A 24,209-nucleotide genomic window follows, 5' to 3' on the forward strand; every position below is an offset into this window, starting at 1 on the left:
TCAGAGCGCACCCAAAAGCCGGCTTGGTTCCGGCTTTCCCGAAGACCGAAAGGTCGACGGAAAAGCAAAAGCCAAGACGATTTTTGAGTGTCTTCTGAACCCGACTGCAGAAGACCCCTTGGTTCGGGCGATGTGCAATGCATCGCCGTCCGCCAACGGCTGGTAGTGGCCAGCCGCCAAGCAGTGATGCCGTTCGCCCGGCACCGCTGACAAGTCGCTGAAGATCTCAAGCACCGGAGCTCTCATGGCCCAATCGTCCGCGTACAGTTACACCGAACGCAAGCGCATCCGAAAAAGTTTCGGTAACCGCGACAGCGTCGTCGAAATCCCTTACCTGCTGCAGATGCAGAAAGACGCGTACACCGCGTTCCTGCAAGCCGGCATCGCCCCCAAACAACGCACCGTCGAAGGCCTGCAGGCCGCATTCGACGCCGCCTTCCCGATCGTCTCGCACAACGGTTTCGTCGAGATGAAGTTCCTCGAGTACAACCTGGCGAAGCCGGCGTTCGATGTGCGTGAGTGCCAGACCCGTGGTCTGACCTTCGCCTCGGCCGTGCGCGCCAAGGTGCAGCTCATCATCTATGACCGCGAGTCGTCGACCTCGCAGTCGAAGGTGGTCAAGGAAGTGAAGGAACAAGAGGTCTACATGGGTGAAGTGCCGCTCATGACCGACAAGGGTTCGTTCATCATCAACGGCACCGAGCGCGTGATCGTCTCGCAGCTGCACCGTTCGCCCGGCGTGTTCTTCGAACACGACAAGGGCAAGACGCACAGCTCGGGCAAGCTGCTGTTCTCGGCCCGCGTGATTCCTTACCGCGGTTCGTGGCTCGACTTCGAGTTCGACCCGAAGGACATGCTGTACTTCCGCGTGGACCGTCGCCGCAAGATGCCGGTCACGATCCTGCTGAAGGCCATCGGCCTGAACCCGGAATCGATCCTCGCGAACTTCTTCGTGAACGACAACTTCCGCCTGATGGACAGCGGCGCGCAGATGGAGTTCGTCTCCGAGCGCCTGCGCGGCGAAGTCGCGCGCTTCGACATCACCGACAAGTCGGGTAAGGTCGTGGTCGCCAAGGACAAGCGCGTCACCGCGCGCCACACGCGTGAGCTCGAGCAGGGCGGCACCACGCACATCAGCGTGCCGGAAGACTTCCTGATCGGCCGCGTGATCGCCCGCAACATCGTCGACGCCGACTCCGGCGAAATCCTGGCCAAGGCCAACGACGAACTGACCGAAGCGCTGCTGAAGAAGCTGCGTACCTCGGGCGTGCAGGACATCCAGGTCATCTACACGAACGAACTGGACCAGGGCGCGTACATCTCGCAAACGCTGCGCATCGATGAAACCGTCGACGAGTTCGCCGCGCGCGTGGCCATCTACCGCATGATGCGCCCCGGCGAGCCGCCGACGGAAGACGCCGTGCAGGCCCTGTTCCAGCGCCTGTTCTACAACCCGGACACGTACGACCTGTCGCGCGTGGGCCGCATGAAGTTCAACGCCAAGGTCGGCCGCGACGAATCGACCGGCCCGATGGTGCTGACCAACGAAGACATCCTGGCTGTCGTCAAGATCCTCGTGGACCTGCGCAACGGCAACGGCGAAGTCGACGACATCGACCACCTGGGCAACCGCCGCGTGCGTTGCGTCGGCGAACTGGCCGAAAACCAGTACCGCACCGGCCTGGCACGTATCGAGAAGGCCGTGAAGGAACGTCTGGGTCAGGCCGAGCAAGAGCCGCTGATGCCGCACGACCTGATCAACAGCAAGCCGATCTCGGCCGCGCTGAAGGAATTCTTCGGTGCGTCGCAGCTGTCGCAGTTCATGGACCAGACGAACCCGCTGTCCGAAATCACCCACAAGCGCCGCGTGTCGGCCCTTGGCCCGGGTGGTCTGACGCGTGAACGTGCAGGCTTCGAAGTGCGCGACGTGCACGTGACCCATTACGGCCGCGTGTGCCCGATCGAAACGCCTGAAGGCCCGAACATCGGTCTGATCAACTCGCTGGCCCTGTACGCCCGCCTGAACGAATACGGCTTCATCGAGACGCCGTACCGCCGCGTGGTCGACAGCAAGGTCACGATGGACATCGACTACCTGTCGGCCATCGAAGAAGGCAAGTACGTCATCGCCCAGGCCAACGCGGTCCTGGACAAGGACGGCAAGCTGACCGGCGACCTGGTCTCGGCGCGTGAAGCCGGCGAATCGATCCTGGTCGGTGCCGAACGCATCCAGTACATGGACGTGTCGCCCGCTCAGATCGTGTCGGTGGCTGCCTCGCTCGTGCCGTTCCTCGAGCACGACGATGCGAACCGCGCGTTGATGGGCGCCAACATGCAGCGTCAGGCCGTGCCTGTGCTGCGCCCCGAAAAGCCGATGGTCGGTACCGGTATCGAGCGCGTTTCCGCGGTCGACTCGGGCACCGTGGTCACGGCCACCCGCGGCGGTATCGTCGACTACGTCGATGCGACCCGTGTCGTGGTGCGCGTGAACGACGCCGAAGCGGCCGCCGGTGAAGTCGGTGTGGACATCTACAACCTGATCAAGTATCAGCGTTCGAATCAGAACACCAACATCCACCAGCGCCCCATCGTCAAGCGCGGCGACAAGATCGCCAAGGGCGACGTGGTGGCCGACGGTGCATCGACCGACCTCGGCGAACTGGCCCTCGGCCAGAACATGCTGATCGCGTTCATGCCCTGGAACGGCTACAACTTCGAAGACTCGATCCTGATCTCGGAACGCGTCGTCGCCGAAGACCGCTACACCTCGATCCACATCGAGGAACTGGTGGTGATGGCGCGCGACACGAAGCTGGGCGCCGAAGAAATCACGCGCGACATCCCGAACCTGGCCGAGCAGCAGCTCAACCGCCTCGACGAATCCGGCATCATTTATGTCGGCGCCGAAGTGCAGCCGGGCGACACGCTGGTGGGCAAGGTCACGCCGAAGGGCGAGACCACGCTGACGCCGGAAGAGAAGCTGCTTCGCGCCATCTTCGGCGAGAAGGCTTCCGACGTGAAGGACACCTCGCTGCGTGTGGACCAGGGCTCGCAAGGCACAGTGATCGACGTGCAGGTGTTCACCCGCGAAGGCATCCAGCGCGACAAGCGCGCCCAGCAGATCATCGACGACGAACTGAAGCGCTTCCGCCTCGACCTGAACGACCAGCTGCGCATCGTCGAAGCCGACGCGTTCGACCGTATCGAGAAGCTCTTGACCGGCAAGGTCGCCAACGGCGGCCCGAACAAGCTGGCCAAGGGCACCAAGCTCGACAAGGCCTACCTGTCGTCGGTCGAGAAGTTCCACTGGTTCGACATCCGCCCGGCGGAAGACGAGGTGGCTTCGCAGCTCGAGTCGATCAAGAACTCGCTCGAGCAGACGCGCCACAGCTTCGACCTCGCGTTCGAAGAAAAGCGCAAGAAGCTCACGCAGGGCGACGAGCTGCCCGCGGGCGTGCTCAAGATGGTCAAGGTCTACCTGGCCGTCAAGCGCCGCCTGCAACCCGGCGACAAGATGGCCGGCCGTCACGGCAACAAGGGTGTGGTGTCCAAGATCGTTCCGGTCGAAGACATGCCCCACATGGCCGACGGCACGCCGTGCGACATCTGCCTGAACCCGCTGGGCGTGCCTTCGCGGATGAACGTGGGCCAGGTGCTCGAAGTGCACTTGGGCTGGGCCGGCAAGGGCATCGGCCAGCGCATCGGCGACATGCTGCAGCAAGAGGCCAAGGTGGCCGAGCTGCGCAAGTTCATGGAGCAGCTGTACAACGGCTCGGGCCGCAAGGAAGAGCTCGACCAGCTGAGCGACACCGAACTGCTCGCCATGGCCGCCAACCTGCAAAGCGGCGCGACCTTCGCGACGCCGGTGTTCGACGGCGCCTCGGAAGAAGAAATCCGCGGCATGCTGAAGCTCGCCTACCCGGACGACATCGCCAAGCTCAAGGGCCTGACCGATACGCGCACGCAGGCGTACCTGTACGACGGCCGCACCGGCGACCAGTTCGAGCGTCCCGTCACCGTCGGCTACATGCACTTCTTGAAGCTGCATCACCTGGTGGACGACAAGATGCACGCGCGTTCGACCGGCCCGTACTCGCTCGTCACGCAGCAACCGCTGGGCGGCAAGGCGCAGTTCGGCGGCCAGCGTTTCGGTGAAATGGAAGTGTGGGCGCTGGAAGCCTACGGCGCCGCCTACGTCCTGCAGGAAATGCTGACCGTGAAGTCCGACGACGTGCAAGGCCGTACCAAGGTGTACGAAAGCATCGTCAAGGGCGAGCACTCGATCGAAGCCGGCATGCCGGAATCGTTCAACGTGCTGGTCAAGGAAATTCGTTCGCTGGGTCTCGACATCGAGCTCGAGCGTTCCTAAGTTGAAAAGGGAAAGAGTCTTATGAAATCGCTACTCGACCTGTTCAAGCAATTCACGCCCGATGAGCATTTCGATGCCATCAAGATCGGCATGGCTTCGCCCGAGAAGATCCGTTCGTGGTCTTTCGGCGAGGTGAAGAAGCCTGAGACGATCAACTACCGCACGTTCAAGCCCGAGCGCGACGGTCTGTTCTGCGCCAAGATCTTCGGCCCCATCAAGGACTACGAGTGCCTGTGCGGCAAGTACAAGCGCCTGAAGCACCGCGGTGTGATCTGCGAGAAGTGCGGCGTTGAAGTCACGCAGACCAAGGTGCGTCGCGAGCGCATGGGTCACATCGACCTGGCCGCGCCCTGCGCCCACATCTGGTTCCTGAAGTCGCTGCCGTCGCGTCTGGGCCTCGTGCTCGACATGACGCTGCGCGACATCGAACGCGTGCTGTACTTCGAAGCGTACGTGATCACCGACCCCGGCATGACCCCGCTGAAGAAGTTCGGCATCATGTCCGAGGACGACTACGACGCCAAGCGCAAGGAATACGGTGACGAGTTCATCGCCAAGATGGGCGCCGAAGGCATCAAGGACCTGCTCGAAGGCATCGAACTCGACAGCGAGATCGAACGCCTGCGCGGCGACCTGACCGGCTCCGAAGTCAAGGTCAAGAAGAACTCCAAGCGCCTGAAGGTGCTCGAGGCCTTCCGCAAGTCGGGCATCAAGCCCAACTGGATGGTGCTCGAAGTGCTGCCCGTGCTGCCGCCGGACCTGCGTCCGCTGGTGCCGCTGGACGGCGGCCGCTTTGCGACCTCCGACCTGAACGACCTGTATCGCCGCGTCATCAACCGCAACTCGCGTCTGCGCCGCCTGCTGGAGCTGAAGGCTCCGGAAATCATTGCTCGCAATGAAAAGCGGATGCTGCAAGAGGCGGTCGACTCGCTGCTGGACAACGGCCGTCGCGGCAAGGCCATGACGGGCGCCAACAAGCGCGCACTGAAGTCGCTGGCCGACATGATCAAGGGCAAGAGCGGTCGTTTCCGCCAGAACTTGCTGGGCAAGCGCGTGGACTACTCGGGCCGTTCGGTCATCGTGGTGGGCCCGACGCTCAAGCTGCACCAGTGCGGCCTGCCCAAGCTGATGGCGCTCGAGCTGTTCAAGCCCTTCATCTTCTCGCGCCTCGAAGCCATGGGCATCGCGACGACGATCAAGGCTGCCAAGAAGGAAGTCGAATCGGGCACGCCGGTGGTCTGGGACATCCTGGAAGAAGTGATCAAGGAACACCCGGTCATGCTGAACCGTGCGCCTACGCTGCACCGTTTGGGCATCCAGGCGTTCGAGCCGATCCTGATCGAAGGCAAGGCCATCCAGCTGCACCCGCTGGTTTGCGCGGCCTTCAACGCCGACTTCGACGGCGACCAGATGGCCGTTCACGTGCCGTTGTCGGTGGAAGCACAGATGGAAGCCCGCACGCTGATGTTGGCCTCCAACAACGTGCTGTTCCCGGCCTCGGGCGAACCGTCGATCGTTCCTTCGCAGGACGTGGTGCTGGGTCTGTACTACACGACCCGCGACCGCATCAACGGCAAGGGCGAGGGCCTGATCTTCTCCGACATCGGTGAAGTGCAGCGCGCTCTGGACGCCAACGAAGTCGAACTCACCGCCAAGGTCGCGGTGCGTATCACGGAGTACACCAAGGACAAGGACACCGGCGTCTTCACGCCGTCGACCTCGCTCGTGGACACCACCGTGGGCCGTGCCCTGCTGTCCGAGATCCTGCCCAAGGGCCTGCCGTTCTCGAACATCAACAAGGCGCTGAAGAAGAAGGAAATCTCCAAGCTCATCAACGTCTCGTTCCGCAAGTGCGGCCTGAAAGAGACCGTCGTGTTCGCCGACAAGCTGCTGCAAAACGGCTTCCGTCTGGCGACCAAGGCCGGCATCTCGATCGCGATCGACGACATGCTGGTGCCGGCTGAAAAGCACGGCATCATCGAGCGCTCGGCCAAGGAAGTGAAGGAGATCGAACAGCAGTACGTCTCCGGTCTCGTGACCTCCGGCGAGCGCTACAACAAGGTGGTGGACATCTGGGGCAAGGCCGGCGACGAAGTGTCGAAGGTCATGATGGCCAAGCTGTCCAAGCAGCGCGTCATCGACCGCCACGGCAAGGAAGTCGAGCAGGAGTCGTTCAATTCCATCTACATGATGGCCGACTCCGGCGCCCGCGGTTCCGCAGCGCAGATTCGCCAGGTGGCCGGTATGCGGGGCCTGATGGCCAAGCCGGACGGCTCGATCATCGAGACGCCCATTACCGCGAACTTCCGCGAAGGCCTGAACGTGCTGGAGTACTTCATCTCCACCCACGGTGCCCGTAAGGGTCTGGCCGACACGGCGCTGAAGACGGCGAACTCGGGTTACCTGACCCGTCGTCTGGTCGACGTGACGCAAGACCTGGTCGTGACCGAGCAGGACTGCGGCACGCACGGCGGCTACCTGATGCGCGCCATCGTCGAAGGCGGTGAAGTCATCGAATCGCTGCGCGACCGAATCCTCGGCCGCTCGGCTGCGGACGACGTGCTGCACCCGGAAAACCGTTCGGTGCTGCTGAAGGCCGGCGAGATGTTCGACGAAGACAACATCGAAGCACTGGAAGCCCAGGGCGTCGACGAAGTCAAGGTCCGCACCGCGCTGACCTGCGAAACGCGTTTCGGCATCTGCGCGACCTGCTACGGCCGCGACCTGGGCCGCGGCGGCCTGATCAACATCGGCGAAGCCGTCGGTGTGATCGCTGCCCAGTCCATCGGTGAGCCCGGCACGCAGCTGACGATGCGTACCTTCCACATCGGTGGTGCCGCGTCGCGCGCTGCCATCGCTTCGAGCGTGGAAGCCAAGTCGAACGGCTCGATCGGCTTCAACGCCACGATGCGCTACGTGACCAACAGCAAGAGCGAGCTGGTCGTGATTTCGCGTTCGGGCGAGATCGTCATCCATGACGAGCACGGCCGTGAGCGCGAGCGTCACAAGGTGCCGTACGGCGCGATCCTGGCCGTCAAGGCCGACCAGCAGATCAAGGCCGGCCACGTGCTCGCCAACTGGGACCCGCTGACCCGCCCGATCATTACCGAGTTCGCCGGCAAGGCGCAGTTCGAGAACGTCGAGGAAGGCCTGACGGTCGCCAAGCAGGTGGACGAAGTGACCGGTCTGTCGACCCTGGTCGTGATCGACCCGAAGCGCCGCGGCGCTGCCAAGGTCGTGCGTCCGCAGGTCAAGCTGATCGACGCCCAAGGCCTCGAGGTGAAGATCCCCGGCACCGACCACTCGGTGACGATCGGCTTCCCGATCGGCTCGCTGGTGCAGATCCGCGACGGTCAGGACGTGGGCCCAGGCGAAGTGCTGGCACGCATCCCGGTCGAAGGTCAGAAGACCCGAGACATCACCGGCGGTCTGCCGCGCGTGGCCGAGCTGTTCGAAGCCCGTTCGCCGAAGGACAAGGGCATGCTGGCCGAAATGACCGGTACCGTGTCGTTCGGTAAAGAGACCAAGGGCAAGATCCGCCTGCAGATCACCGATCCCGAAGGCGGCGTCTACGAAGACCTCGTGCCGAAGGAAAAGAACATCCTGGTGCACGAAGGCCAGGTGGTGAACAAGGGCGAAAGCGTGGTCGACGGCCCGGCGGACCCGCAGGACATCCTGCGCTTGCTGGGTTCGGAAGAACTCGCGCGCTACATCGTGGACGAAGTGCAGGACGTGTACCGTTTGCAGGGTGTGAAGATCAACGACAAGCACATCGAGGTGATCGTTCGCCAGATGCTGCGTCGCGTCGTGGTCGACAACATCGGCGACACGAGCTACATCTCCGGCGAACAGGTCGAACGCAGCGAAATGCTCAACACCAACGACGCCCTGCGCGCCGACGGCAAGATCCCCGCGACGTTCACCAACCTGCTGCTGGGTATCACGAAGGCGTCGCTGTCGACCGACTCGTTCATCTCGGCGGCTTCGTTCCAGGAAACGACGCGCGTGCTGACCGAAGCCGCGATCATGGGCAAGCGCGACGAGCTGCGCGGTCTGAAGGAAAACGTCATCGTCGGTCGCCTGATTCCCGCAGGCACCGGCATGGCGTACCACCAGGCCCGCAAGGTCAAGGACGCCATGGACGAGGCCGAGCGCCGCGCCATCGCCGAGTCGGAAGCCGCCGATCTGGCCGGCTCCAGCGACAGCGAAGCGACGACCAGCACGGTGGACGCCAACGAAGGCGCCGCGACCGAATAACTGGTTAGCATCACCGGCATGACCGGTTGCCCACGCCCTCCGACCGCTCCGGTCGGGGGGCGTTTTTCTTTGTGTTTCCTGGGTTCCGACCGATGACCAAGAGGTTCTGTTTCCGATGAGCGTCCTGCCCGATTCGCTGGCCGGATGGCTCGTTGTCGCGCTGCTGCTGTTCTGGTTCGTGGGTGCGTACAACCGGCTCGTGCGCCTGCGCGCCGCCGTGCTCCAGGCTTATGCCGTGCTCGACGTGGCACTGCGCAAGCAGCTCGATTTCGTCCAGGCCAGCATCACCGCCGCGCCCCGGCCCGAGACGCCGCCCGAAGGCGCGCCCACCGTCGCACCGCTGCAGGCCGCCACCACGCAGCTCGCGACCCTGCTCGGCGCGACGCGCGTGCGCCCGCTCGACCCGGGCAGCATGGCGGCGCTGGCCACCGCGCTGCAGGTGCTCATTGCTGCATGGCGGCGCCAGTACCCGGGCGCCGTCACCGTGTTCGACGCAGACGGCACGCTGTCGCGGCCGGCGCCGTTGATGCCTGGCATGGGGGGCGCGTCCGATCCGGCCGCGCCCATCGCCTGGCCCGAGCCGTCGGCGGCAGCGGAAATTGCGCGGGGCCAGTTCAACCAGGCCGTGGCGCAGTACAACGCAGGCATTGCCCAGTTCCCGGCGTTGCTGGTGGCCTGGATCGTGCGACTGCGGCCCGCGGCCCCGCTGCTTTGACCTGACCCGATCCGACGACAGGCGGGTAACGCCTTCGTTTCCATTCCCACCGCGCGGCGTGCTGTCTTTCTCGCCCGTTACCATCGGCTCCAACTTGCCAGCAGATCTTTCCTCCGACCCCTCTTCGGGCAGCGCCTCCTCGGCGCCGCAACAACCGCCGCTCTGGCGCCAACTGCAACTGACCGCGGGGGCGCTGGCGTCGATTCGCGCCGGCACCTCGGGCACCGTCGCGTTCGAGGCCGTCGAGCCTGCGCTGCGCCCCGGCGTGCAGGCCCTGGGCTTCCAGGTGCTGCGCTGGCTTGGCCGCGCCGAGGCGCTGCGCCGCCACCTGGCCAAGCGCACGCCGCCGCCGTTGCCCGACGCCTTGCTGTGCACCGCGCTCGCGCTGGCCTGGCACAGCGACCACGCGCCCTACGAGCCCTTCACGCTGGTCGACCAGGCTGTTGAGGCTGCCAAGCGCAACCCGGCGACGCGGGCGCAGGCCAGCTTCATCAACGCCTGCCTGCGCCGCTTCCTGCGCGAGCGCGACGAACTCGTGGCGGCCACCGACAGCGAACCGGTCGCGCAGTGGAACCACCCGCGCTGGTGGATCGAACGCTTGAAGCGCGACCATCCGCGCGACTGGCAGCGTGTGCTGTCGGCAGACAACGCCCAGGCGCCGATGACCCTGCGCGTCAACGCGCTGCAATCGACGCCGGCGGCCTACCTGCTGGAACTCGAGGCTGTAGGCCTCGGCGCCACGCGCGTCGGCGCCGATGGCTTGCAGCTCACGCGGGCCCGGCCGGTGCTGCAGCTGCCCGGTTTCGCCGACGGCGCCTGCTCCGTACAGGACGCCGCCGCGCAACTCGCCGCGCCCTTGCTGCTCGACGGCCTGCTGCCGGCCACGCCCGGCGCCGCGCCGCTGCGTGTGCTGGATGCCTGCGCCGCCCCCGGTGGCAAGACCGCGCACCTGATTGAACGGGCCGGCACCCACGCCATCGAAGTGACGGCGCTGGAGGTCGATGGCGTGCGCAGCCGCCGCATCGACGAAACGCTCGCCCGCCTCGGCCTGAAGGCCAAGGTTGTGGTGGCCGATGCCGGCCGCCCCGCCGACTGGTGGGACGGCGTGCTGTTCGACGCCATCCTGCTGGACGCGCCGTGCACTGCCTCGGGCATCGTGCGGCGCCATCCCGACGTGCGCTGGCTGCGCCGCGAGAGCGACACCGCCCAGTTGGCGACCCAGCAGGCGACGCTGCTGGCCGCGCTCTGGCCGCTGGTGCGGCCCGGCGGCCGGCTGCTTTACTGCACCTGTTCCGTGTTCCGCGAAGAAGGCTCGCAACAAATTGATGCGTTTCTTGTACGCAACACCGACGCCCGATTGCTGCCGTCCCCGGGACACTTGCTGCCTCAAAGTGGGGCGAATGCCCGTGGCGTCCCGGACAATCCCTCTGGTGACCACGACGGCTTCTTCTACGCCCTGCTTGAAAAACCCGCGCCGCACTGACGGCCGCCGGTCGTTCCTGCTGGCCGGCCTGCTGCTGGTCTGGGCCCTGTGGATGGCCCTGTTCCCTGCCGCCGCCACCGCCCAGGCCCGGGCCGCCGGTGGCGCCACCATCACCCAGATGCGCCTGGAACAGGCCGACGACGGCGTGTACCTCAGCGCGGCCGTGCAGTTCGAGCTGCCCACACTGGTGGAAGACGTGCTCGACAAGGGCATCGCCATCTACTTCGTGGCCGAGGCCGAGGTCTTCCAGGAGCGCTGGTACTGGACCGACCGCAAGGTCGCCCAGGTGGCGCGCCACATGCGGCTGGCCTACCAGCCCCTCACGCGCCGCTGGCGGCTCAATGTGTCGCCGGTGCCGATCACCGGCGCCGCCGGCTTCGGCATCTCGCTGAACCAGAACTTCGACAGCCTCGGCGACGCGCTCGAGGCCATCAAGCGCATCGGCCGGTTGCGCCTGGGCGATGCCGCCGAGATCGGCGACGAGCCGCTGCACCAGGTCACCTTCCGCTTCCGGCTCGACACTTCGCAGCTGCCGCGCCCCTTCCAGATCGGCATGGTCGGGCAGGCCGAATGGAACATCGCGGCCGAGCGCACCGCCCGGCTGCCGCTGGAGAAACAGCGGTGAGCAGCAAGCCGCGCAGCGGCGCCGCGGCCACGCCGGCCGCCCGCCGCTCGCGCGCGCTGCGCTGGGCGGTGGGCGTCGGCGCCGCGATGGTCACGGCCATCGGCCTGGTGCTGATGTTCCTGCTCGCGCAGGCCACCAACAACCGCGCGCTGTACGAGCGCTACTACGTGCGCCTGTTCGGCATCAACGTGGTGGTGGCCGTGCTGCTGGTGCTGGTGATCGGCTGGGTCGCGTTTCGCCTCCTGCGCCGGCTGCGGCAGGGCAAGTTCGGCAGCCGGCTGCTGATCAAGCTCGCGGCGATCTTCGCGCTTGTGGGCGTGGTGCCTGGGGCGCTGGTCTACGTGGTGTCCTACCAGTTCGTCGCGCGCTCGATCGAGAGCTGGTTCGACGTCAAGGTCGAAGGCGCGCTCGATGCCGGCCTGAACCTGGGCCGCGCCACGCTCGATTCGCTCTCCGACGACCTCGCCGCGAAAACCCGCACCGCCAGCGCCCAGCTGGCGCAGGTGCCCGATGCGAGCGCGGGGCTGCTGCTGGAGCGCATCCGGGACCAGCTCGAAGCCAGCGACGTGATCCTCTGGACCGGCTCGGGCCAGCTGGTGGCCAGCGCCGGCGCGTCGCGTTTCCAACTGAACCCCGAGCGGCCGACCGTGCAGCAGTTCCGCCAGGTGCGCCCCGACCGCGCCGTCGCGCACATCGAGGGCCTGGAAGAAACCGCGCTGCCCAGCGCCACGCCGCCGACCGCCAGCGTGCGCGCGCTCGCCATGGTGCAGCGGCCGGGTTTCGATTTCGATACGGCACCACGTTACCTGCAGGTCACGCGGCCGTTGCCGCCCGCCGTGGTCGCCAATGCATTGGCCGTGCAGGAGGCCAACCGCGAATACCAGGAGCGCGCGCTCGCGCGCGAGGGGCTGCGCCGCATGTACATCGGCACGCTCACGCTGAGCCTGTTCCTCGCCGTGTTCGGCGCGGTGCTGCTGGCCGTGCTCTTCGGCAACCAGCTGGCGCGCCCGCTGCTCGTGCTGGCCGACGGCGTGCGCCAGGTGGCCGCCGGCGACCTGCGGCCCACCGCCGTGCTGCAGGGCAAGGACGAGCTGGGCGGCCTCACGCGTTCGTTCGCCGTCATGACCCAGCAGCTGGCCGATGCGCGCGGTGCGGTCGAAAAAACCATGGACCAGCTCGACGCCGCCCGCGGCAACCTGCAGACCATCCTCGACAACCTGACCTCGGGCGTGATCGTCCTCGACGCCAAGGGCACCGTGCTGTCCACCAACCCGGGCGCCACCCGCGTGCTGCGCGCGCCGCTTGCCGCCTACGAAGGCAAGGCGCTGGTCGATGTGCCGGGGCTGGCCGACTTCGGTGCCAAGGTGCAGCAGCAGTTCGACGAGTTCCTGGTCGAGCGCATGCAGCACGGGCTCGATCACTGGCAGCACGCCTTCGAGCTGCACGCCACCGGCAACGACCTGCCGCAGCAGGACGACGCCATCAACATCGTCGCGCGCGGCGCCGAACTCCCGGGCGAGGCGCGGCTGCTGGTGTTCGACGACATCTCGGAAATCGTCTCGGCCCAGCGCGCGCAGGCCTGGGGCGAAGTGGCGCGTCGGCTCGCGCATGAAATCAAGAACCCGCTCACGCCGATCCAGCTGTCGGCCGAGCGGCTCGAGATGAAGCTTTCGGGCAAGGTCCAGCCGCCCGAGCAGGCCATCCTGGTGAAGTCGGTCAAGACCATCGTCGACCAGGTCGATGCGATGAAGCGGCTGGTGAACGAATTCCGCGACTACGCGCGCCTGCCCGCGGCCGATCTCAAGCCGGTCGACCTCAATGCGCTGCTGGCCGACGTGCTGCAGCTGTACCACACCGAGAACCTGCCCATCACGCTGCGTTCGGAGCTCGACGAGCGCTGCCCGCCCGTGCGCGGCGACGAACAGCAGATCCGACAGGTCGTGCACAACCTGCTGCAGAACGCACAGGACGCCGCCGAGGCCGCCGCCAGCGGCACGGGCCGGGTGGGCGAGGTCGTCATTCGCACCCGGCTGGGCGATTCGGGCCAGCGCGTGCGTCTCACGGTGCAGGACAGCGGGCCCGGCTTTGCCGAAAATATTCTCAAGCGCGCCTTCGAGCCCTACGTCACGACGAAAACAAAAGGTACCGGTTTGGGCCTGGCCGTCGTCAAGAAGATCGCCGACGAACACGGCGCGCGCATCGAGCTTTCCAACCGTGTCGTGGACGGGGCTGTGGCAGGGGCGCAAGTCTCGCTATCATTCGCGCTGGCAGGCGAACCGCGGGCAGCGGTCGCTCACACCGAAGATTCGAAGTCTTCGTCCGCCTGAGTACCGGTGAATCCAGCGCACGCGGCTGGATCGGGAGCGGATCAATACACACAGCGCATACAACAAGCAGCACTCATGGCAAACATTCTCGTGGTCGATGACGAGCTGGGCATCAGGGACCTGCTCTTCGAAATTCTCAATGACGAAGGCCACAACGTGGAGCTCGCGGAAAACGCCGCCGAAGCCCGCGCGGCCCGACAACGCGCCCGGCCCGATCTCGTGCTGCTCGACATCTGGATGCCGGACACTGACGGCGTCACGCTGCTCAAGGAGTGGTCCACCGCGGGTCTGCTGAGCATGCCCGTCATCATGATGAGCGGGCACGCCACCATCGACACCGCGGTCGATGCCACGCGCATCGGCGCCTTCGCGTTCCTCGAAAAACCCATCACGCTGCAGAAGCTGCTCAAGGCGGTGGAGCAGGGGCTGGCGCGCGAGAACGCCCGCCGCACCGCCGCCGGCGTGGTGCCGCCGCCCACGGGCGCCCACCAGGCCGCCGCCATCACGACCACGGGCGACAGCCTGTTGATGGCGTCGCTCGCGGCCGTGCCGGTGCCCGACGCAGGCCCTCAGTCGACCCAGAGCTTCGACCTCGACCGCCCGCTGCGCGATGCGCGCGACGGTTTCGAGAAGGCCTACTTCGAATTCCACCTCGCGATGGAGAACGGCTCGATGACCCGCGTGGCCGAGAAAACCGGCCTCGAGCGCACCCATCTTTATAGAAAACTCAAACAACTTGGCGTGGACCTTTCGCGGGGCCGCAGAAGCGCTGTATAATTTGAGGCTGCACACCAAGGCCCGGTAGCTCAGTTGGTAGAGCAGCGGATTGAAAATCCGCGTGTCGGTGGTTCGATTCCGCCCCAGGCCACCAAATTCAGCAAAAGCCCAACCTTCCGAGGTTGGGCTTTTTGCTTTCTGGCGCCGCACAGGCGCCATGCCGAGGGAATTCCGTTCCCTGTTATTCGGCCCGCTCCCCGTCGATGTCCTCATGCCCCCGGCGCTTGCGCTCGGTCTGCATCCTCTTCAGCGTCGCCTGGCTTTGTTTCGCCGCGGCCTCGCAGCGTGCATGCAGCGCGATCAGCTCCTTGTCGGTGAGTTTCTCGATGCCGATGAATTCGTCCTCTGCGTCGGAGGTGCGGATGAGTTCGTCGATCTTGGTCTGCAGGGCGGTGCTGTCGCGGTTCTGCGTGTTCTGGATCAGGAACACCATGAGGAAGGTGACGATGGTGGTGCCCGTGTTGATCACCAGCTGCCACGTTTCGGAAAAACCGAAGAACGGACCCGCAGCGGCCCAGCTTACGACCACGACCACGCAAATCAGGAAGGCCGGCGGGCTGCCTGTCCAGCGGGCGACGGTGTTGGCAAAGGAGTCAAAGAGTCGTTCCATGGCGTGTCCCCCAGTCGGAGGCGATGCTGGCGCGGCGGCGCGCGCGAGCGCGTCAGCGAAGGCCCGCCGCGCGTGGCATCGCAATTCCCCTGACGCTGTCGGTGGAAATCAGCGACGTCGTCGGCCTCGGACAAGGCTTACACGGGTCGTCGGGCAGAGACGACAGGACGCGCGCCGCACCGTGCCGACCATGAAGGCTCATTGCAGTTTTCTCAACCCGGTCCTCGCCCCGGCGATCGGCCCTTCAAGGAGCAACCACACATGGCCAATGATATCCAGGCAACCACCGCGGACGCGGTTTCGAACGATCAGGTGATCGACGTCCTGAACGATCTTCTGGAGAACACACGTGACGGCGAATACGGTTTCCGCGCCTGCGCGAAGGAAGTGGATTCGGCACAGTTGAAGCCGGTATTCGAAAGCCGCGCGTCGCAGTGCGCGAGCGCGGCATCTGAACTCGTCTCGCTCATCCGCCAGCTCGGCGGCAAGGCCGACGAGGGCGGCACGGTCAGCGGTGCAATGCACCGCGGCTGGGTGCACGTAAAGGGCACGGTCGGCGCCAACAGCCCACTGTCGATGCTCGAGGAATGCGAGCGCGGCGAAGACGCAGCGGTGGCACGCTACCGCAAGGCACTGAAGGAAAACCTGCCGCCTGAGGTGCGCATGGTGGTGCAACGCCAGGCCGACGGCGCCCAGGCCAACCACGACCAGATCAAGGGTCTGCGCGACCAGTTCCGCGCCGCCAAGGGCTGACCGGTTTGCACCCGCGAGCTTGTCTTTCACCATGACCGGTGACAGCCACGTGCCCGCCATGCCCAGTGCGCCGTCCGCGACCGAGACTGCGGACGGCGTCGGCGATCGCCTTCTCACCTTCAGCTACCTCGGCTGGTGGTTTTCGTGCGCTGCGCAGCAAGTCGACGACCATACCTTCCGACCGGTGGTCTTCTGCCGCGCCTATGGCGGCGGCGACGTCGAAGGCCCCGAGCATCGGTTGCCGCCCGACACCGACAACGTCGCGTACGGCAGCGAAGCCGAGGCGCTGCGGCACGCGGAGCAGCAGGCCATTCGCTGGGCGCACGACCGATCGGGCGACGGGCAGGGGCAGTTCTGATTCCCCGGTCGGGGTGCGCTGTCAGGCTCGGATGAACGCGATTGTCGCGTCGTCCCGCATCCCTCCGAAGTACCGCACCAGCACGTCGCCGAAGACCGGCGCTTCGGGTGCCACGATCTCGAACAGCGTCATGCAGGAGCGCAGCTTGAGGGTGTCCGGCGAGCCGAAGATGGCATGCGCGTCCGTGCCGGGAACCCGGAGCACCAGTTCCGCGCACTGACGCAGCCGCGCGCCGAGCAACGGGTGCTGCCAATACGCCGCCGCCTCGTCGGCCCCGTCAAGGCCGAAGAACTGCGCGGTCGCACTGCGGCCCAGCGCCTTCAATTGCGGAAAAACGAACCACATCCAGTGCGTGCGCTTGCGCCCCGCCGTGAGTTCCGCACAGACCTGCGCATACACGGGCTCTTGCGCCGCCACGAAGCGTTCGAGGTGCCAGTCGGTTGCCATGTTCTTTCTCACGCGCCTGGTGCCGACGAAGCCGCCGGATCATGCTGCAGCCGCGGTGGCAACCGATGGTCGAGCCAGTCCATGCGCCATGCCAGCAGCAACGCACCGACCACGCAGGTGACGGCCAGCGCGCCTGCAAGGCCGTGTCGCTGGCGGTACGGATCGGGCGCGATGCGCTTGGCGCCCGGCGGCACGCGCGCCGTCTGCGACAGCATGCCGCCCAGGCGCACGTTGACTTTCATGCGGCCGTTGATGGCCCATCCGCTCGCGTCGAGGATCGGGCCCAGGCTGCGCTGGCGCAGCTTCAGCCACGCGATCAGCATGCTCGGGCCCGAGATCGCGATCACGATGCCGACGAGCGCCACCGGGATCCACTGCCCGAGGTCGACGAACTTGCCGAAGATGCCGACCAGCACCGCGCTGATGCTGCCCAGCGCCACGCCGATGGCGGCGACAGTGCCGACGTCGATGCGGCTGCCGGTCGGCAGGATCGGCCCCGGCTTGGCCGGCGACTTCGCCGGCGCACCGGCGTCGACCGGCCGGTCCGCGGTGGCGACCTTGCCGGCCAGCGTTTGCAGCGCGGCCTGCGAGCCGGCCTCGCTGGCCGCCGCGCGTTTCGCCACCTGCTCCTCGATCAGCCGCACGAACTTCTTGTACGGCGCGAAGAAGGCCTGTGCGACGCTGGTGGGGTTCTCGATCAGCTTGGTGATGGTGGCGTCCCAGTCGCGCCCTTGGCGGTCGTAGAACACGCCGTTGCGGCCGACGAAAAGAAAGTCGACGTCGCCCGCCGTGAAGGCGGCGACGATGCTCATCTTCTCCCCCTGGCGCGTGCAGTCGCAGTACGCAAGGCAGGTCTTCGCCAGGCCGGCCAGCGTGGCGTGCCGGGCGGTGTCCTGCACCTGCACCGTGAGCTCGCAGCTGCGCCCGTCCAGGTAGAGCGTGCCGGCCTGGAAGATCGCGCCCTCGCGCCGGTAAAAGGCCTTGAACGACACGAAGTTGTGCAGCAACACACGCAGGTCGCGCTGCAGCCGCAGCAGCTTCTCGAGGTCGGTCAGCAGGCGGTTGTGGTGCTCGGCCGCTTCGTCTTCGGCGATGAGCGCGAGCAGGGCGTCGCGCGTGGCGAGCAGCGCGTCGATGCGCTCGCGCGGCAGACCGGCGAGCGCGTTGCCGGGGCGTGCGGCGATCCATGCGTCGCAAGGCGCGAGCTGACGGCGCAGCGATTGCCACGCGTCTTCGTCCAGCGTGTCGCGTTCACCCAGCAGCGGCGCGACTGCATCGCGCGCAAAGGCGGCCATGGCTTCGGCCCAGGCGGGGTTGAGGCTCGCACCACTGAGCGGCAGCGCGCGATGCGGCGTCACCGGTGCCAGCGGCAACTCGGCCACCGGCTGCACGTTCGCGTCGAGTGTGTGCCCCGCGAGCGCGTCGTAGGCGTCGGGCGAGGGGTTGAGCGCCACCACCGCCTGCAGGTCGTAGGCGGCCACGCGGCAGCGCGCGAAGAAGTCGTCGACCTTGGCCGCGACCGCGCGCAGGGCCTCGGCCGCGGCCAGCGTGCGCGCGCCCAGCGGCAGCAAGCCCTCTTCGTCGCCCCGCGCGTACCAGTCGCGCAGCGCGAGCGCGTCGGCCATGAAGGCCCCGGCGCGTGCGCGGTCGAGGCCGGGTGTGTGTTCGTGGCGGTCGGGCGTGCTGCCGTGGGTGCGCATCGCTTCCTCGATGGTGGCGCGCAGCGTGTCATCGGTGGCGGTGGCTGGCGTGACCACGCCGTCGCCGTTGAAGCGCATGGCCGCCAGCCATTCGCCGCGGTCGGCGATGTCGGCGAGCGTCAGCGTGTGCGTGTCCTGCTTGCCGAGCAGGTCGAGGATGCGCCGGCCTTCCTTTGCGAGGTCGGCACCCGGTGCGCGCGTGTCGTCGAGGTCTTGAAGCGACAGCGTGCCGCCGCCAGCGAGCAGCACATCGGCGCTGCGCAGCCGTTCGCAGGCCCATTGGCAGGCCGCGATGACTTCCGGCGGGCGCACGCGGCCGTCGCCGTCGGTGTCGATGAGGTCGAGCGTGCGCGCATCGAAGTCGATGCCGCGCGTGGGGCAGGCGAGTGCGACCCACAGCTTCTGGTCGAGTTCGGCGAGGCGGGCGATGTCCTCGCCGTTGCGGAACACCACCTGGTCCACGCCGCCCGCGCGGAAGAACTGCCAGCGGTGCGGTGCTCGGAGTGGCGTGTCGGTGCCGGGCGTGCCGGCGGGCGCAGGGGCGGTGGCGGTCGTCAACGGACGGGTTTCCTTCGGATGAATGCGTGGCGACGCGGGTGAACTCCCGATGCGCGCGCGGCTCGCGCGTTTTCGCGTCGTCTTCGTCGCAAGGCATCAGCCTAGATCGCGCGACGTGCATGCCTTGAGGACAGACGGCGCGCGGCGATGTCGTCCTGCGCCGACATCGCACTCGTCCCACGGGCGAAAGGGTCAATGCAGGACTTAGTGGGGGCGGATGCTTCAGAGCGGCTTATCCTCGATCGCCATGGACGCCGCACACATCGATCTCGATCTGCCCGCAGGGTGGAGTTGCTGGCTCGAACTCCAGCAGTCCTCCGAGGGGACTTGCTCGGGCAAGGCGGAACTTCGCGAGGGGCACGAGCCGCGATGCGTGCTGATCATTGCGCAACAGCCGAACCGCGAAGCAGTGATCGAACGCTTGAAGTTTCGCGCTGATTATTTCGTCGGGGAGTGGCGCATGCGGCAGAGGGAAGACGGGGCGCCGCGGTCTTGAGTCCTGCCGAAGCAAGAAGTGATGGCCCATGAAAAAGCGACCTTCCGAAGAGGTCGCTTTTTTCTTTTCTTTAGGCCGGCGAGGGGCGGCGTCGCCCCCTCAATTCACATCCTCACATCCGGTACCCCGCGGGCGAGCTGACGGGAACCAGCTGGTAGCCCTGGCCATAGACCGCGCGCAGCACGAAGCCGTTTTCGCGCTGCAGCAGCAACTTGCGCCGCACGTTCGTGGCGCAAGCGTCGAGCGAGCGCGTCACAGGGCGTTCGGGCGGCAGCTTCCACACCGAACTCATGAGCCAGGAGCGCGTCAGCACGTTGCCCAGGTTGCGGAACAGCTCGAGCGCAAAGGAGAACTGCCGCGGCTGCAGCGAGATCTCGCGGTCGCGGTGCAGCACGGTGTTGTTGCCGTCGACGAAGCGGTATTCGCCCCAGGTCCAGCGGTCCGGTGCACTCTGGCGAGCGACCGTGCCGGTGTCTTGTTCCATGTAGAGCGTGTGCATGTGCTGCACCAGCGCTTCGTTCGAGATCCGGCGCAGGTCGAAGCTGATGCCTCCGCTCGGCAGGGGAATTTCTTCGAAGTAGGAGGGCAGTGCGACCACGTCCGGTTCGCCCTGCGCGGTGATGGGAAGGGCCGGCATGCCCAGCACCCAGCACACGGTGAGAAGGCTTTCGCTGCCCATCGCATCTGGAGCGGCCAGCAGCAGGTCGAAGCGGGTGCCACGACTCAGGGTGGACAGCAACTCACCGATGCTGCTGAACGTGATGGGCCGGTGGCCCATGGTGCGCAGGCGCTCCTGAAGCAAGATGCTGCGCGAACTGCTGTTGTCCAGCAGGGCCAGGGAGAGTTTGCCCTCGAGGGTCATGGGATGATCGATTTCAAACGGCAGTGATGAGTCACAGCGGAGCAGGCCCGTGATCGTGAAACTGCTCGCAAGGAACCGGGGCTGCTTTCGCGGTGCGCGAAGAGCTTTCATTCTGGTCAGGGGTGGACGATTTCTCGATCCGATCCTGCCACCGGATGATGCTCCCTTGACCAGCTTCCGGTACGGGCCGCACCTGGTTTCTTGTTCCGTTTGCGCAGGCCGCTACTTGTATTCGATGTTGAATGTCGCGGTGCCGTCTGCCCGGCCAGGTGTCACCTGGTTGCCGGTCTGGAAGTAGCGGGCCGTGTAGTTCAGCACGTAGTCGCCGTTTCTCGAGACGCCGACCAGCGCTTCTTCTCCGAACTTCACAGGCACGCTCTTCTCGTCGATCACCTGGATGCCCACGCCCGTCGCCAGGTTCGGCACGCCGCGCGCAGGTTGCAACACGCCTTGTGCATTGGACGGATCCTGTGTCGCATCCATGCGCAGGTACACCGTGTTCTGCGCGTTCTGCCCCGCCTTGCAGTTGAGCTTGATGCTGAACTTGCGCTCGGCGGTGGTGCTGCCGCGACCCTTGAAGCCGTCCTTGGGCACCTTGCCGAACTGCACCATGATGTTGCGCGAGCCGACGTCGACCGAGCACGACGGCGTGATGATGGTGATGCCTTCGCCCAGCAAGTTGGTCGTAAGAACCGACCGCGTGTCGGCCACGCTGTAGTACTGCGTGTAGGTGCCCTGCGCGAGCGGGCCGTTGCCGGTGACGGGCGCCGTCTTGAACAGCTCCACCTGAAAGCGCGACGCTGCAGTGAATTCGGTGAAGTCGGTGGTGGTCGAGCGTTCGTGCGGGTAGTAGTTGACTGCGGTGTTGTCGAAATAGCGAGACAAGCGGATACCCACGCCGGGAACGGCGGTGGTGTACACATGGTCGTAGCCCGACACGGGGGTGCCCTGCAGCATCACGCCTTTCACGACGCCTCCGTTCGTGCAGGTCCATGGCTTGTTGGTCGCGCCGGAGAGCGACAACGGAAAGAGCTGCTGCTTGAACACCGTGCCTACGGCGGCATCGTGGGGAATGACGACGCGGCCGATGGCCATGTTGACGACTTTTTCCACGTAGCCCTTGGTCATGTAGCAGGCGGCCCGAGCCGGCGAGGTGCCGAGCAGCAGCCCCAGGGTCGAGGCGATCATCCAGATGCCCAGTGCAGTGCGCTTGCTCATTTCGCTTCCTTAGGTGGGGCGCTGTCTGTCGCCTGGCATTGCGCGGCCAGTTCACGAATGGGTGGGGGACTGCTCTCGACGGGCAGGTCATACGGTGCTTCGCATTGGTCCGCTGTCTCCTGGCCCCAGCGCACGGTGAGCCGCCCGCTGTCGGCCGCCCCCGTGACGAAGGCCTGGCCGTCCGGCCCCACGACGCCAACTTCCTGCCCGCTCTCGTTCTCGATGCGTGCACCCAGTGGCAGTGCGCGCCCCTTGCCATTGGTCAGCGTGATCAACAGCCGGTAGCCCACCGAGGTTTCGAACCGTGCCGCCACCACGGCGCCTCGTGTGGGCACCACGTCCATCGCTGCGTTCTTGACTTCCACGGTGTCGCCCAGATCGCCGGTGCGAAGAGCGACGCGGTTGAGCCGGTACGGACTCAGGTTGGGAATGACCGCATTGCCCGCCCAGTCGGTGCGCACGCCTGATCGCGATTCGAGGCCTACACCTTGCGCCTTGGGCGCTTGCACCAGTGCCACGGTTTCACCCAAGGGTTGCGACAGCGTCACGCCCTCGGCATGTGCCAGCAATCCACCGGCCACGCCGACCGTGGTCTGGCCGTAGCCGGGACCACGCGAATGGCCGAGATCGAAGCGGCCCACCGGCGAGAGGTAGCTGGCGCTGGCACTCGTGTTGCCGTCGCCGTCCTGGTTGGCATGCGCAGCAGTCAGGTTGTAGGTCAGGCGGCTGTCGTCGAACGCCGCACCGTAGACGCTCGCCTGCTGCACGACCCGGCCGCCGTTGCTCCGCGTGGCGGCGTACTGCGCATGGGCGCGCGTGTCGCCCAGGGGGATGCTCAGCGTGACCATGATCTGCCGGTTCGGCGCGCGGTTCAGGCCGGTGCTGTGGTTGTAGAAGATGCTGTAGCCGAGCTGCTTGTGGTTGCCCGAGTAGCCGATCTGCACCAGCCGGTCCTGGGCCGAGGTGCCCCAGTAGCTCTGCTGGCGTGCCGAGGCGTACACCGAGCCCCGGTCTCCGAGCTGTTGCGACAACTCGAAGCGCAGCTCGTTGCGCCGGCTGTGGAACGACTCCATCGGCGGCAGGTCCTGCATCTGCACCGCTTCTTGGAAGGTGCGGTAGCCGCTCGTCGAATAGCGGTAGCCCGCCACGCGAAAGCTCGTGCCGGTGTCCAGGAACGATTTCGAATACAGGAAGCGCAGCGACTGCCCGCTGTAGACCGACGTGCCGTTCAAGGGGGTGCGATCGGTGGTCCATGCGTGGGCCAGGTCGACCGAGACGGCACCGAAATTGCGCAGGTTCTTGCCGGCGCCCACGAGCAGCGACTGGTACATGTTGGCTGCCATCAGGCCGCCGTACAGTGAGAGCTCGTTGCCCAGCCCGCGTGCCAGCGTGGCTTGCACGAAGGCAGGCCGCGTCATCGAAGGCTCGGTCGGCGATGTTTCCGCGCCTTCTCCGAGGCGGTACTTGCCGACAGCAGCCGAGAAGCGCCAGGTGCCGTCGCGCAGCAGCGTGGGCACGGCCGAGAAGGCCTGCGTGTAGCGCATCTGCCGGCCGTCGGCCTCGGCAATGCTCACCTCCAGGTCGCCGCTCGACGAGGTGGGATAGAGATCGTCGATCACGAACGGGCCAGGCGCGACGTAGGTGCTGTGGATGATGTAGCCGTTCTGCCTCACCGTTACCCGCGCGTTGGTCTGGGCGACGCCTCGAATGGTGGGCGCGTAGCCCTGCTGGCTGTCGGGCAGCATCGCGTCGTCGGAGACCAGCTGGACGCCGCGGAACGGCAGGCTGTCGAAGAAATTGCCGGGCGTGTTGCCGTCGCCGATGCGCAGGTAGGCGTTCATTGACGCCAGGTCGCGCTGCGCATACGTGCTGACGCCCTGCCAGCGGCTGCGGCCGTCGAGGCCGCGGTTGTAGGTCGAGAAATGGCGCAGGCGCCAGTCGCCGATGTTGAAGCCCGCGCGCAGGCCGACGAAGAGCGTGTTGCGTTGCGGCTTGCGCGTGTTGTCGACGAACGGGTTGCCGTCGAAGATGTTCTGTTGCGGTGCCGGAAACTGCGTGGCATTGCGCGTGCTGCTGCCGCTGTAGCGTGCGAAGTTCAGCTGGTAGTCGAGCATCGCGGCGGTGATGCCCTTGTCCCATTTCTCCGGGCCGACGGCCCCGCGCGCCGACCGCTTCAAGGCCGCTTGGGGAATGCTGAGCGTCAAACGCTGCTTGCTGCCGTCGTAGGTGGCGGCAGACTCGGGAATGGTCGAGACCAGGTCGACGCAGGCATCGTCCGCAAGGGTCGCCAGGCTGGGAAACACCCGCACGTTGACGCCCCAGGCGCCGAGCATGCCGCGCGTGAGGCAAGGGCTGGCGTCGAGCTTGCCTTCGACCGCGGCGAAGCGGATGTCGGTCTGACCGGTGCTGCGCTCGTTGAGCGAGACGTCGACCAGGTATGTCCCGGCGAACACGCGGTTGCCGGTGGAAAACAACGAAAGATCGGCGTGCGGCTGGTTGCCGCCGATGCTGAGAAATTCCGCATTGAAGTCGACGCGGTCCGATGGCGTTTGTTGCTGCGCGAGCGCAGGCACGCTCAGCACACCGAGCGTGCCCAGCACCGCGGCATGGAGCGCCGATCGTGTTGGCAAGCGAAAGACGCAAGAGCGAGGCAT

Annotated in this window: 16 protein-coding genes and 1 tRNA gene; 11 read left to right on the forward strand and 6 right to left on the reverse strand. The window is 66.2% G+C overall.

Going from position 1 to position 24,209, the window contains the following annotated elements; genetic code table 11:
- Positions 1-244 precede the first annotated feature (244 nt).
- From rpoB to RZE79_RS03130, 8 genes are all read left to right on the forward strand, one after another.
- Entirely contained in the window at positions 245-4,369 is a 4,125-nt protein-coding gene (rpoB, locus tag RZE79_RS03095; RefSeq protein ID WP_319358969.1) for a DNA-directed RNA polymerase subunit beta, read from the forward strand.
- Positions 4,370-4,390: 21 nt separating this feature from the next.
- A complete protein-coding gene (gene rpoC, locus RZE79_RS03100) occupies positions 4,391-8,626 on the forward strand; it encodes a DNA-directed RNA polymerase subunit beta' (protein WP_319358970.1) in 4,236 nt (1,411 codons plus the stop codon).
- A gap of 115 nt (positions 8,627-8,741) precedes the next feature.
- The gene (locus RZE79_RS03105) at positions 8,742-9,341 is read left to right on the forward strand and encodes a lema family protein (protein WP_319358971.1); all 600 of its coding nucleotides are present in this window, start codon (positions 8,742-8,744) and stop codon (positions 9,339-9,341) included.
- 94 nt (positions 9,342-9,435) lie between these two features.
- Positions 9,436-10,824, forward strand: coding sequence for a 16S rRNA (cytosine(967)-C(5))-methyltransferase RsmB (rsmB, locus tag RZE79_RS03110; protein ID WP_319358972.1), 1,389 nt, complete (start codon positions 9,436-9,438; stop codon positions 10,822-10,824).
- Positions 10,802-11,449, forward strand: coding sequence for a DUF4390 domain-containing protein (locus tag RZE79_RS03115; RefSeq protein WP_373696531.1), 648 nt, complete (start codon positions 10,802-10,804; stop codon positions 11,447-11,449). Before rsmB ends, RZE79_RS03115 begins: the two co-directional genes overlap by 23 nt.
- Entirely contained in the window at positions 11,446-13,776 is a 2,331-nt protein-coding gene (locus RZE79_RS03120; RefSeq protein ID WP_319358973.1) for an ATP-binding protein, read from the forward strand. The genes RZE79_RS03115 and RZE79_RS03120 overlap by 4 nt, the downstream gene beginning before the upstream one ends.
- A 75-nt stretch (positions 13,777-13,851) precedes the next feature.
- Positions 13,852-14,553, forward strand: a complete 702-nt coding sequence (locus tag RZE79_RS03125; RefSeq protein WP_153280864.1) for a response regulator — start codon at positions 13,852-13,854, stop codon at positions 14,551-14,553.
- A gap of 18 nt (positions 14,554-14,571) precedes the next feature.
- Positions 14,572-14,647 (forward strand) — tRNA-Phe (locus RZE79_RS03130).
- Positions 14,648-14,734: 87 nt separating this feature from the next.
- Here RZE79_RS03130 and RZE79_RS03135 read toward each other — a convergent pair.
- Positions 14,735-15,163, reverse strand: a complete 429-nt coding sequence (locus RZE79_RS03135; RefSeq protein ID WP_319358974.1) for a low affinity iron permease family protein — start codon at positions 15,161-15,163, stop codon at positions 14,735-14,737.
- A gap of 201 nt (positions 15,164-15,364) precedes the next feature.
- On the opposite strand from RZE79_RS03135, the gene RZE79_RS03140 reads away from it, so the two are divergent.
- Both RZE79_RS03140 and RZE79_RS03145 read left to right on the forward strand, forming a co-directional pair.
- A complete protein-coding gene (locus RZE79_RS03140; RefSeq protein WP_319358975.1) occupies positions 15,365-15,916 on the forward strand; it encodes a PA2169 family four-helix-bundle protein in 552 nt (183 codons plus the stop codon).
- A gap of 31 nt (positions 15,917-15,947) precedes the next feature.
- Positions 15,948-16,274: a hypothetical protein gene (locus tag RZE79_RS03145; protein ID WP_228121885.1), complete on the forward strand. Its 327-nt coding sequence runs from the start codon at positions 15,948-15,950 to the stop codon at positions 16,272-16,274.
- Positions 16,275-16,295: 21 nt separating this feature from the next.
- Here RZE79_RS03145 and RZE79_RS03150 read toward each other — a convergent pair whose 3' ends face one another.
- Both RZE79_RS03150 and RZE79_RS03155 read right to left on the reverse strand, forming a co-directional pair.
- The gene (locus RZE79_RS03150) at positions 16,296-16,721 is read right to left on the reverse strand and encodes a DUF1810 domain-containing protein (RefSeq protein WP_319358976.1); all 426 of its coding nucleotides are present in this window, start codon (positions 16,719-16,721) and stop codon (positions 16,296-16,298) included.
- Between the two features lie 8 nt (positions 16,722-16,729).
- The gene (locus RZE79_RS03155) at positions 16,730-18,979 is read right to left on the reverse strand and encodes a hypothetical protein (protein WP_319358977.1); all 2,250 of its coding nucleotides are present in this window, start codon (positions 18,977-18,979) and stop codon (positions 16,730-16,732) included.
- Between the two features lie 247 nt (positions 18,980-19,226).
- On the opposite strand from RZE79_RS03155, the gene RZE79_RS03160 reads away from it, so the two are divergent.
- Positions 19,227-19,475, forward strand: coding sequence for a hypothetical protein (locus RZE79_RS03160; RefSeq protein ID WP_319358978.1), 249 nt, complete (start codon positions 19,227-19,229; stop codon positions 19,473-19,475).
- A 112-nt stretch (positions 19,476-19,587) separates the two neighbouring features.
- Here RZE79_RS03160 and RZE79_RS03165 read toward each other — a convergent pair whose 3' ends face one another.
- The 3 genes from RZE79_RS03165 to RZE79_RS03175 all read right to left on the reverse strand — a co-directional run bounded on the left by RZE79_RS03165 (position 19,588) and on the right by RZE79_RS03175 (position 24,209).
- Positions 19,588-20,337 carry a winged helix-turn-helix domain-containing protein gene (locus RZE79_RS03165; RefSeq protein WP_194274014.1) on the reverse strand — a complete coding sequence of 250 codons (750 nt, stop codon included), beginning with the start codon at positions 20,335-20,337 and terminating at the stop codon, positions 19,588-19,590.
- A 222-nt stretch (positions 20,338-20,559) separates the two neighbouring features.
- Positions 20,560-21,555 carry a fimbrial protein gene (locus RZE79_RS03170; protein ID WP_153280813.1) on the reverse strand — a complete coding sequence of 332 codons (996 nt, stop codon included), beginning with the start codon at positions 21,553-21,555 and terminating at the stop codon, positions 20,560-20,562.
- Positions 21,552-24,209, reverse strand: coding sequence for a fimbria/pilus outer membrane usher protein (locus RZE79_RS03175; protein WP_319358979.1), 2,658 nt, complete (start codon positions 24,207-24,209; stop codon positions 21,552-21,554). Before RZE79_RS03175 ends, RZE79_RS03170 begins: the two co-directional genes overlap by 4 nt.

It is taken from the genome of Variovorax sp. EBFNA2, assembly GCF_033802765.1.
Lineage (GTDB): Bacteria > Pseudomonadota > Gammaproteobacteria > Burkholderiales > Burkholderiaceae_C > Variovorax > Variovorax paradoxus_H.

Bases quoted from the DNA above. Each gene is read 5' to 3' on its own strand.
- rpoB (WP_319358969.1), top strand. From the start codon at position 245: ATGGCCCAATCGTCCGCGTACAGTTACACCGAACGCAAGCGCATCCGA.
- rpoC (WP_319358970.1), top strand. From the start codon at position 4,391: ATGAAATCGCTACTCGACCTGTTCAAGCAATTCACGCCCGATGAGCAT.
- RZE79_RS03105 (WP_319358971.1), top strand. From the start codon at position 8,742: ATGAGCGTCCTGCCCGATTCGCTGGCCGGATGGCTCGTTGTCGCGCTG.
- RZE79_RS03125 (WP_153280864.1), top strand. From the start codon at position 13,852: ATGGCAAACATTCTCGTGGTCGATGACGAGCTGGGCATCAGGGACCTG.
- RZE79_RS03135 (WP_319358974.1), bottom strand. From the start codon at position 15,163: ATGGAACGACTCTTTGACTCCTTTGCCAACACCGTCGCCCGCTGGACA.
- RZE79_RS03145 (WP_228121885.1), top strand. From the start codon at position 15,948: ATGACCGGTGACAGCCACGTGCCCGCCATGCCCAGTGCGCCGTCCGCG.
- RZE79_RS03150 (WP_319358976.1), bottom strand. From the start codon at position 16,721: ATGGCAACCGACTGGCACCTCGAACGCTTCGTGGCGGCGCAAGAGCCC.
- RZE79_RS03160 (WP_319358978.1), top strand. From the start codon at position 19,227: ATGGACGCCGCACACATCGATCTCGATCTGCCCGCAGGGTGGAGTTGC.
- RZE79_RS03165 (WP_194274014.1), bottom strand. From the start codon at position 20,337: ATGACCCTCGAGGGCAAACTCTCCCTGGCCCTGCTGGACAACAGCAGT.
- RZE79_RS03170 (WP_153280813.1), bottom strand. From the start codon at position 21,555: ATGAGCAAGCGCACTGCACTGGGCATCTGGATGATCGCCTCGACCCTG.
- RZE79_RS03175 (WP_319358979.1), bottom strand. From the start codon at position 24,209: ATGCCTCGCTCTTGCGTCTTTCGCTTGCCAACACGATCGGCGCTCCAT.